General features: G+C 71.0%; 8 protein-coding genes and 2 pseudogenes. 3 read left to right on the forward strand and 7 right to left on the reverse strand.

What is annotated here, in order from left to right:
- From C1I97_RS22995 to C1I97_RS23010, 4 genes and pseudogenes are all read right to left on the reverse strand, one after another.
- Positions 1 to 670, reverse strand: a pseudogene (locus C1I97_RS22995) (hypothetical protein); the annotation flags it as partial.
- Entirely contained in the window at positions 652 to 1395 is a 744-nt protein-coding gene (locus C1I97_RS23000) for an ABC transporter ATP-binding protein (RefSeq protein ID WP_111005087.1), read from the reverse strand. The pseudogene C1I97_RS22995 and the gene C1I97_RS23000, both read right to left, overlap by 19 nt.
- A 222-nt stretch (positions 1396 to 1617) precedes the next feature.
- Positions 1618 to 2997, reverse strand: a complete 1380-nt coding sequence (locus tag C1I97_RS23005; RefSeq protein WP_111005088.1) for an aspartate aminotransferase family protein — start codon at positions 2995 to 2997, stop codon at positions 1618 to 1620.
- Positions 2982 to 3497 (reverse strand): Lrp/AsnC family transcriptional regulator, encoded by a 516-nt coding sequence (locus tag C1I97_RS23010; protein WP_111005089.1) that lies wholly within the window; start codon positions 3495 to 3497, stop codon positions 2982 to 2984. Before C1I97_RS23010 ends, C1I97_RS23005 begins: the two co-directional genes overlap by 16 nt.
- Positions 3498 to 3668: 171 nt before the next feature.
- On the opposite strand from C1I97_RS23010, the gene C1I97_RS23015 reads away from it, so the two are divergent.
- Together C1I97_RS23015 and C1I97_RS23020 are read left to right on the forward strand one after the other, a co-directional pair.
- Positions 3669 to 5108, forward strand: a complete 1440-nt coding sequence (locus C1I97_RS23015) for a gamma-aminobutyraldehyde dehydrogenase (protein ID WP_111005090.1) — start codon at positions 3669 to 3671, stop codon at positions 5106 to 5108.
- Positions 5109 to 5353: 245 nt separating this feature from the next.
- Positions 5354 to 6544 carry an ABC transporter substrate-binding protein gene (locus C1I97_RS23020; protein ID WP_111005091.1) on the forward strand — a complete coding sequence of 397 codons (1191 nt, stop codon included), beginning with the start codon at positions 5354 to 5356 and terminating at the stop codon, positions 6542 to 6544.
- Positions 6545 to 6601: 57 nt separating this feature from the next.
- Here C1I97_RS23020 and C1I97_RS23025 read toward each other — a convergent pair.
- Positions 6602 to 7860, reverse strand: a pseudogene (locus C1I97_RS23025) (RNA-guided endonuclease InsQ/TnpB family protein).
- 165 nt (positions 7861 to 8025) lie between these two features.
- Between C1I97_RS23025 and C1I97_RS23030 the strand changes: the two are divergent.
- Positions 8026 to 8577, forward strand: a complete 552-nt coding sequence (locus C1I97_RS23030) for an HXXEE domain-containing protein (protein WP_111005092.1) — start codon at positions 8026 to 8028, stop codon at positions 8575 to 8577.
- A gap of 11 nt (positions 8578 to 8588) precedes the next feature.
- On the opposite strand, the gene C1I97_RS23035 is transcribed toward C1I97_RS23030, so the two are convergent.
- Complete coding sequence (locus C1I97_RS23035; protein ID WP_181446870.1) at positions 8589 to 9287, reverse strand: glycerophosphodiester phosphodiesterase; 699 nt, start codon at positions 9285 to 9287, stop codon at positions 8589 to 8591.
- A 5-nt stretch (positions 9288 to 9292) separates the two neighbouring features.
- On the reverse strand, positions 9293 to 10224 hold a 932-nt coding region (locus C1I97_RS23040), incomplete at its 5' end, for an adenosine deaminase (protein WP_111005093.1).

A 10224-nucleotide genomic window follows, 5' to 3' on the forward strand; every position in this document is an offset into this window, starting at 1 on the left:
GTGTGTGTGCCGCGCGGTCGGTGGGTGTGTGTGCCGGGCCGTCGGGGGGTGTGTGTGCCGCGCGGTCGGTGGGTGTGTGCGCTGGGCCGTCGGGGGGTGTGTGCGCCGGACCGTCGGCCGCACCACTGCCCGCCGGTCGGCGTGGCGGCCGGGCGCCGTCCTCCCGCGGCCGCAGCACCAGCGCCACCACCCCCGACGCGAGCACCGGGACGACGGCCAGCAGGGTCAGCGTCCCCGCCACCGGCAGCCGGTACCCCGCGGCCAGGGCGCTCGACGCGGCGCCGTCGAACGGCAGGCCCGTCCGGTCGCCGCGCAGGTGCAGGAAGAGCAGCAGCGCGAGCAGCGAGCCGAGCGCGCAGGACAGGGCCGTCGTGGCCGCCGAGACGGCCATCAGGCGGCCGGGGCCGAGACCGAGCGCCGACAGGCCCGGCCGGGGTCGGGTGCGGGGGTCGGTGCGGGCCACCGCGACCGCGAGGTACACCGTCGCGGCCAGGGGCGTCACGCACCAGGACAGCCGCAGCACCGCCGCCGACGAGTGCTCCGGGTGGCCCAGGGCGTAGCCGAGGCTGCACAGCAGCAGGAAGCCCGTGCCCGCCGACGCCGCAGCGACGGTCAGACGGCGTAGCTGGACGGCCGGGCGGGCGACGCGGATCAGACGGAGAGCGAGCACGTGGCCCGGCCTTCCGCCGCGTCGCCGACCGGGGGCAGGTGCACGCTCTTCACGCACTGCCCGTCGAGCAGTGCCACCGTGCGGTCGGCGAGGGCCGCGGTCTCCGGATCGTGCGTGGCGAGCACGACGGTGATGCCGTGCGAGCGGGCCGCCGTGGTGAGCGTGCGCAGTACGTGGGTGCGGTCGGCCCGGTGCAGCGGGGCCGTCGGCTCGTCGGCGAACAGCACCGTGGGGGCGGGGGCGAGCGCGCGGGCGATGCAGACCCGCTGCAGCTCGGCCCGGCGCAGCCGGTGCGGGCGCTTGCGGGCCAGGTCGCCGACGTCGAGGCGGTCCAGCCACTCCTGGGCGGCCACCTTGGCCCGGCGCCGGCTGGTGCCGCGCAGCATCAGGGGCAGGGCCGTGTTCTCCCAGGCGTTCAGTTCCGGTACGAGCACCGGAACGGGGTCGATCCAGCCGAACCGGTCGCGGCGCAGCCGCTCACGGGCCAGCGGGCCGAGGGTGTGCACGGGGGCGCTGTTGAACCAGATCTCGCCCTGCCGCACGCGCACCATTCCGGACAGGCACCGCAGCAGGGTCGTCTTGCCGCTGCCGCTCGGACCGGCGACGGCGAGGATCTCGCCCTGCCGGACGCCGAGCGAGACACCCTCCAGGCCGGGCGAGCCGTCCTTGTGGGTGTAGTGCAGGGCGCGTGCCCAGAGCACGTCGTTGTCCGGTGGGGCGTCCATGGCGTACACCTCGGTTCGGAGCTCGAAATATCCCCGTATCCCTCGTCCGGGGGAACGAAGGCGGAGCCGATCGGTCACCGGAACGCTAGGCAGCCGACGCCGGGAGGCCGGACAGCACACGGCCCCGGGCCGCCGTTTCTCACTCGAACGGTCGACGCCGGGGCCATGATCATCATCTGATCGGAGGTGTGTGTCCGACTGCCTCCGGAAGAGGCACGCCGGTCACAGCTTGGTCCACGCCTCCGTCAGCGTCGCGCGCAGGATCTGCTCGATCTCGTCGAAGGTCTCCTGGTTGGAGATCAGCGGCGGGGCGAGCTGGACGACCGGGTCGCCGCGGTCGTCGGCACGGCAGTACAGGCCGTTGTCGTACAGCGCCTTGGACAGGAAGCCGTACAGGACGCGCTCGGTCTCCTCCTCGTTGAAGGACTCCTTGGTGTCCTTGTCCTTCACCAGCTCGATGCCGTAGAAGAAGCCGTTGCCGCGGACGTCGCCGACGATCGGCAGGTCGTGCAGCTTCTGCAGGGTGGAGAGGAAGGCGGCCTCGTTGTCCAGCACGTGCTGGTTGAGGTTCTCCCGCTCGAACAGGTCGATGTTGGCCAGGGCCACCGCCGCGGAGACCGGGTGGCCGCCGAAGGTGTAGCCGTGCAGGAAGGTGTTGTCGCTCTTGTAGAACGGCTCGGCCAGGCGGTCGGAGATGATGCAGGCGCCGATCGGGGAGTAGCCCGAGGTCATGCCCTTGGCGCAGGTGATCATGTCCGGGACGTAGCCGAACTTGTCGCAGGCGAACATCGTGCCCAGGCGGCCGAAGGCGCAGATGACCTCGTCCGAGACGAGCAGCACGTCGTACTTGTCGCAGATCTCGCGGACCCGCTGGAAGTAGCCGGGCGGGGGCGGGAAGCAGCCGCCGGCGTTCTGCACCGGCTCCAGGAAGACGGCCGCGACCGTGTCCGGGCCCTCGAAGAGGATCTGCTGCTCGATCTGGTCGGCGGCCCAGCGGCCGAAGGCCTCCGGGTCGTCACCGAAGAGCGGGGCGCGGTAGATGTTGGTGTTCGGGACCTTGTGGGCACCCGGCACCAGCGGCTCGAAGGGGGCCTTCAGGCTCGGCAGGCCGGTGATGGACAGGGCGCCCTGCGGGGTGCCGTGGTAGGCGACCGCGCGGGATATGACCTTGTACTTGGTGGGCTTGCCGGTCAGCTTGAAGTACTGCTTGGCGAGCTTCCAGGCGGTCTCCACCGCCTCGCCGCCGCCGGTGGTGAAGAAGACCTTGTTCAGGTCGCCCGGCGCGTAGTCGGCCAGGCGCTCCGCGAGCTCCACGGCCTTGGGGTGGGCGTAGGACCAGACGGGGAAGAACGCCAGCTCCTGCGCCTGCTTGAACGCCGTCTCGGCCAGCTCCGTGCGGCCGTGACCGGCCTGGACCACGAACAGACCCGCGAGACCGTCGAGGTAGCGCTTGCCCTTGTCGTCGTAGATGTAGGTGCCCTCGCCGCGCACGATCGTCGGCACGGGTGAGTTCTCGTACGAGGACATGCGGGTGAAGTGCATCCACAAGTGGTCGTACGCGGTACGGCTGAGATCCTTGCTCACGGTTATCGGGTTCCCCACATGTAGGTCTGCTTCTTGAGCTTGAGGTAGACGAAGCTCTCGGTGGAGCGCACGCCGGGCAGGACCCGGATGCGTTTGTTGATGACGTCCAGCAGCTGGTCGTCGTCCTCGCAGACGATCTCGGCGAGAATGTCGAACGAGCCCGCGGTCATCACCACGTACTCGACTTCCGACATGCCCGTCAGCGCGTCGGCCACGGTCTCCGTGTCGCCCTCGACGTTGATCCCGACCATCGCCTGCCGGCGGAAGCCCACGGTGAGCGGGTCCGTGACGGCGACGATCTGCATCACGCCCTGGTCGAGCAGCTTCTGGACGCGCTGGCGCACGGCCGCCTCGGACAGGCCGACGGCCTTGCCGATCGCGGCGTACGGCCGGCGGCCGTCCTCCTGCAGCTGCTCGATGATGGCGAGGGAGACGGCGTCCAGGTGGTGGTTGCCGTGCCTGGACTCGCGGGAGTCCTTGTGGTCTGCGCTTCGACTGGGCACGGTCACACTGTGCACGACGTCTCGATAGTTTTGCAAGGTCGAGGCGATGAAATTCGTTGTTTACGAGACTGAGGCCTGCGGATTTCGCAGAAGACGGCGCGGCGGGGGTATTGAAAACGTCAGCGTGCCGACTAGGGTGGATGTCTCAGCCGCTGGACAGCATGAACAGGATCAGGAGGGCCGGCAGTGAGCACCGAGCTGCGTCGTCTGCGCAACTACATCGACGGTGGGTTCCGGGACGCCGCCGACGGACGGACCACCGAGGTGGTCAACCCCGTGACGGGCGAGGCGTACGCGACCGCGCCGCTGTCCGGGCAGGCGGACGTGGACGCCGCCATGGCCGCCGCCGCCGCGGCCTTCCCGGGCTGGCGCGACACCACCCCGGCCGAGCGCCAGAAGGCCCTGCTGAAGATCGCGGACGCCTTCGAGGAGCGCGCCGAGGAACTGATCGCGGCCGAGGTGGAGAACACGGGCAAGCCGATCGGGCTGACCCGCTCCGAGGAGATCCCGCCGATGGTCGACCAGGTCCGCTTCTTCGCGGGCGCGGCGCGGTTGCTCGAGGGCCGCTCGGCCGGCGAGTACATGGAGGGTCTGACCTCGATCGTCCGCCGCGAGCCGGTCGGCGTCTGCGCCCAGGTCGCGCCGTGGAACTACCCGATGATGATGGCCGTGTGGAAGTTCGCCCCGGCGATCGCGGCGGGCAACACGGTCGTGCTGAAGCCCTCGGACACCACCCCGGCCTCCACGGTGCTGATCGCCGAGATCCTCGGTTCGATCCTGCCCAAGGGCGTCTTCAACGTCATCTGCGGCGACCGCGAGACCGGCCGCATGATGGTCGAGCACGACACCCCGGCGATGGCGTCCATCACCGGTTCCGTGCGCGCCGGCATGCAGGTCGCCGAGTCCGCCTCCAAGGACCTCAAGCGGGTCCACCTGGAGCTCGGCGGCAAGGCCCCGGTCGTGGTCTTCGAGGACACCGACATCGACAAGGCCGTCGAGGACATCTCGGTCGCCGGCTTCTTCAACGCCGGCCAGGACTGCACGGCCGCCACCCGCGTGCTGGTCCACGAGTCCATCCACGACGCGTTCGTGTCGGCGCTGGCCAAGGCCGCGGAGGACACCAGGACCGGGCAGCCGGACGACGAGGACGTCCTCTTCGGCCCGCTGAACAACCCCAACCAGCTCGAGCAGGTCGCCGGCTTCATCGAGCGGCTGCCCGCCCACGCCAAGGTCGAGGCCGGCGGCCACCGGGTCGGCGACAAGGGCTACTTCTACGCCCCGACCGTCGTCTCGGGCCTCAAGCAGGACGACGAGATCATCCAGAGGGAGGTCTTCGGCCCGGTCATCACCGTCCAGTCCTTCTCGGACGAGGACCAGGCCGTCGAGTACGCCAACGGCGTCGAGTACGCCCTGGCCTCCTCGGTGTGGACCAAGGACCACGCCCGCGCCATGCGGATGTCCAAGAAGCTCGACTTCGGCTGCGTGTGGATCAACACCCACATCCCGCTGGTCGCCGAGATGCCGCACGGCGGCTTCAAGAAGTCCGGCTACGGCAAGGACCTGTCGGCGTACGGCTTCGAGGACTACACGCGGATCAAGCACGTCATGACCTCGCTGGACGCGTGACCCGCCGATCGTCCGCCGGTCGCCCGGTGATCGGCGGGCGACCGCGGACCGCATGACCGGCTGATCGCGGCGAACCGCGGACCCGCGGCGAACCGCCGACTCGCGGCCCCGGACGGAGGACGGACCGTCCGGGGCCGCGGTGCGTTCTCCGCACCGCGGGTGATCGACAGGGTGTCGGTTCCGCCCGGGCCCACTCGACGCTGCGTCCATTGTCCGGGCACGGACACGGACGGCATGCTGACGGCGTGCCCCAGACTCCGAAGACGTCCCCGCTCACCCGCCGTTCCCTGCTGCGCGCCCTGGGCGGCACGGCCGCGCTCGGTGCGCTCGCCGGGTGCGGTGTGCCCGCCGCCTACGTCAAGCCCGGTGACCGTACGATCCCGGACGCCTCCGCCACCGACCGCCGGCTGGCCTGGTCGAACTGGCCGCTGTACATCGACACCGACGACGACAACCCGAACAAGCGGCCCACCCTCGAGGCCTTCGAGAAGCGCACGGGCATCTCCGTCGACTACGTCGAGGACGTCAACGACAACGACGAGTTCTTCGGCAAGATCAGCCCCTTGCTGATGAACCGTCAGCAGACGGGTCGCGATCTCATCGTGATCAGCGACTACATGTGCGCGCGCTACGTCCAGCTGGGCTGGGTGCTGGAGATGGACCGCGCCCGCCAGCCCCATGTGGCCGAGCACCTCGACCCGCTGCTGCGCTCGCCCGCCTTCGACCCGGGCCGCAAGTTCACCGTGCCCTACCAGTCGGGCATCACCGGCATCGCCTACAACCGCCGCAAACTCGGCCGCGAGATCCGCCAGGTCTCCGACCTGTGGGCGAGCGACCTCAAGGGCCGCGTCACCCTGCTCTCCGGCGTCGACGAGGCGTTCGCGCTGCTCATGCAGGGCAACGGCGTGGACATCACCAAGTGGACGGCCGACGACTTCCACACCGTCTGCGACCAGATGGAGCGGCAGATCCGCAGGCGTCAGATCCGCCGCTTCACCGGCAACGACTACACCAAGGACCTGGTCAGCGGCGACGTCCTGGCCTGCCAGGCCTACTCGGGCGACGTGATCCAGCTCCAGGCGGACAACCCCGACATCCACTTCGTCGTGCCCGAGGAGGGCGCCGAGCTGTGGTCGGACTCCCTGATGATCCCCAACCGGGCCCGCCACAAGACCAACGCGGAACGCCTGGTCGACTACTACTACGAGCCCGAGGTCGCCGCGGAACTCGCCGCCTGGGTGAACTACATCTGCCCGGTCCCGGCGGCCCAGGCCGTGCTCGCCGACTCCAAGGACGAGGAGACGGCGGCCCTCGCCGAAAACCCGCTGATCTTCCCCGACAGCACCATGCGCAAGCGGCTCGCCGTCGCCCGGAACATCACCGCCGGGGAACGCGTGGAGTTCGCCAAGCGCTGGAACGGCATCGTGGGCATTTGACTTGCTCCTCGGGCTGAAGCCCGAGGATTCTGGCCTTCCTCTCCGGTGGCTGTGCCGCTATGCGGCGCGGGTTCCGGTGCGGATTCCGTGGCTTCCTGCTTCACCGCGCTGTGCCGGACCAGGTTCCGGTCTTACCGGCGCTCCACAGGCTGTCACCGCCAGTCCGGCGGCCTTGATGTTGAGGGCGGCGTTGTGATCCCGGTCGTGGGTGGTGCCGCACGCGGTGCAGGTCCATTCCCGCAGGGTGAGGGGTTTGGGCCCGCCCGGGTGGCCACAGGCGGAGCACACCTGGCTGGTGGGCTCGAACCGGCCGACCCTGACGAGGGTGCGCCCGTACCGCTGGGCCTTGTAGGCGAGCATGTGCACGAACTGCGACCAGCCCGCGTCGTGGATGCTCTTGGCCAGCCGGGTGCGCGCCAGTGCCTTGACTGCCAGGTCCTCCACCGCGACCGCTTGGTTTTCGCGGATCAGCCGGGTGGAGAGTTGGATGGGGGTCCCCCTTGCTCGAGCGAAGCCGAGAGCTTGGGGGAGGAACTCGCGGCGGGCGTCGGCCACCTGCGCGTGGGCACGGGCCACCTTCAGGCGGGCCTTCTCCCGGTTCTTCGAGCCCTTCTGTTTCCGGGACAGCTCCCGCTGGGCCTTCTTCAGCTTCTTTTCCGCGCGGCGCAGGAACCGCGGGAAGTCGATCTTCGTGCCGTCGGACAGGACCGCGAAGTGGGTCAGGCCGAGATCGATGCCGACGCTCTGGTCGGTGTCAGGTATGCGGGCCGCGTCGGCGGCCGGATCGGTGCCGACGACGAAGGAGGCGAAGTACCGGACCGCCGCGTCCTTGATCACCGTGACACTGGACGGGACGGCGGGCAGGGCCCGGGACCACCTGACCCGCACCTCGCCGATCTTCGGCAGGTTCAGCCGCCCGGCCTCGGTGATCAACCAGCGGGCGTTGGCGGTGAACCGGATCGCCTGCCTGGCGTCCTTGCGCGACTTGAACCGCGGCGCGCCCACCCGCGGTCCCTTCAGGGCTCCCTTGAAGGAGGCGAAGAAGTTGCGGTAGGCCGCCTCGCAGTCTCGCAGCGCCTGCTGCAGCACTACCGCGGAGACCTCGCCCAGCCAGTGCCGCTCCCGGGTCTTCTTCGCCTCGGTGAGAAGCGTCCGCGACAGCACCGCCGCGGTCGGGAACGGCTCCCCGGCCGCCCGGGCCGCTCCCGTGCGGCGACCGCGTCGTTGTACACCACCCGCGCGCACCCGAACGCCCGGGCCGGCGCGATGCGCTGACCCGGCGTCGGGTCGAGACGGAAGGCATACCGAAGCTGCACGATCCGGACGCTGGCACCGGCCTGTGACAGTCCGGGGCGGATCAGTCGAATCCGGTCCCGCCGGAACGATCCGGCGACGCTCCACGCCGCACCCGCCGGATCTGCTGCGCCACCGGCGTGAACGCCGGTGCACTGCGAATGAATCCCGGTAGCAGACTCACGTCCATGACACACACACCGAGCGACCAACACGTGGGCCCCGCCGTCACGTTCGGGCTGCTGGCGGCCTGGGCCCTGCACGAGGCCGAGGAGTTGGCCGCCCTGCCGGGGTGGCTGCGGCGCAATGTGCCGGTGCTGCGGGAGCGGTTCCCGGGTGTGCCGGAGGCGCTGTGGCGGCGGGCCGAGTCCGTGGACGGGCGTCAATTCGCGGTGGCCGTGGGCGTGATGGCCACGATCGTCGCCACCGCGTCCGCCGCCGGCGCGGCGACCGGCGGCCGCTCCGCCGTCTACCAGGCGGCGCTGAACGCCTTCGGCCTCCACGGCCTGGTCCACCTGGCCCAGGCCGCGGCGGTCCGCGGCTACACCCCCGGATCGGCCACCTCGCCCGTCGTGGTCGTCCCCTTCACCCTCTGGGCCCGCGCCCGTCTGCGCCGCGCCGGTGTCCTGAGCCCCACCCGCCCCCGTGACCTGGCCCTCGGCCTCACCCTGGCGGGCGCGGCCACGGCGGGGTCGCACGCGGCGGCCCGCCGCCTGCTCGGCGCACGCCGCGCCGCCTGAGGGCGCGACCCCTACAGGGCGGCCGTCCCCGCGGTGCGCAGGGCGCACAGCACGTCGACGCGGTTGGTCGTGATCGAGTCGACGCCGAGGTCGAGGAGGCGGCGCAGGGAGCGGCGGGTGTCGGGGGTCCAGGCGGACAGCAGGTAGCCGTCGCGGTGGACCCGGGCCGCGAGGTCACGGCTGACCAGGCCGAAGCGGTAGTTCAGCCACCTCGGGCGCACCGCGTCCAGCAGCCCGGCACGCGGGGGTGCGAGCGTGGTCCAGGTCAGGGCGATCTCGGCGGAGGGGTCGGCGGCGCGCACCGCGAGCATCGTCTCGGCGCCCGCGCAGTAGTACGCGCGGTCCCGCGCCCCGCACGCGTGGACCACCTCGACGATCCGCCGCACCGCCCGCGGGCGGGCCGGGCCCGGCAGGTCGATCATCACCCGGCGGCCGTCCGTCGCGGCGAGCGTGTCCTCGAGCGTGGGCACCCGGCCGCCCGTCACCTCGCGCACCTCCCGCGCGGACAGCGCCCGCAGCGGCCGGTCGTGCGCCCACAGCCGCTTCAGCGACTCGTCGTGCAGCAGCACGGGAACGCCGTCCCGGGTCAGGCGTACGTCGATCTCGACCGCGTCCGCGCCCTGGTCGAGCGCGGAACGCAGCGAGTCGATCGTGTTCTCGGGGAAGCGGTAGGGATCGCCGCGGTGCGCCACCGCCGTCACGGTCTGCATGGGGTTCATGGTGCCAGGGGGCCGGGCGCGAGCCACCGCTCGGTGTAGGTGTCGATCTCCTCGACGATGCGCGCCTTGCCGGCCTCGTCGAGGAAGGAGGCGTGCACCGCGTTCCTGGCGAGCTCGGCGATGCCCCGCTCGTCGAGGTCGAGGAGGCGGGCGGCGACGGCGTACTCGTTGTTGAGGTCGGTGCCGAACATCGGCGGGTCGTCGGAGTTGATCGTGACGAGCACCCCGGCGCGGACGAACTCCTTGAGGGGGTGCTCGTCGAGGGTGCGTACGGCTCTGGTGGCGATGTTGGAGGTCGGGCACACCTCCAGCGCGATCCGGTGCTCGGCGAGGTGCGCGAGCAGCCTCGGGTCCCGCGCGGAGCTGGTGCCGTGGCCGATGCGCTCGGCGCGCAGCTCGTTCAGCGCGTCCCACACCGTCTCCGGCCCGGTGGTCTCACCGGCGTGCGGGACCGAGCGCAGCCCGGCGGCGATGGCACGGTCGAAGTAGGGCTTGAACTGCGGCCGCGGTACGCCGATCTCGGGCCCGCCGAGTCCGAACGACACCAGTCCCTCGGGACGCAGCCGGTCGTCGGTGGCGAGCCGGACGGTCTCCTCGGCCGACTCCAGGCCGGCCTCCCCGGGGATGTCGAAGCACCAGCGCAGTACGGTCCCGAACTCGGCCTCGGCCGCCTTGCGGGCGTCCTCGATCGCGTCCATGAAGGCGCGCTCGTCGATGCCGCGGCGGGTGGAGGAGAACGGGGTGATGGTCAGCTCGGCGTAGCGCACCTGCCGGCGGGCCAGGTCGCGGGCCACCTCGTAGGTCAGCAGCCGGACGTCCTCCGGGGTGCGGATCAGGTCCACGACGGACAGGTACACGTCGATGAAGTGGGCGAAGTCCGTGAAGGTGAAGTACTCGACCAGGGCTTCGGGGTCGGTGGGGACCCTGG

The sequence above is a fragment of the Streptomyces sp. NTH33 genome, from assembly GCF_003236365.1.
GTDB lineage: Bacteria > Actinomycetota > Actinomycetes > Streptomycetales > Streptomycetaceae > Streptomyces.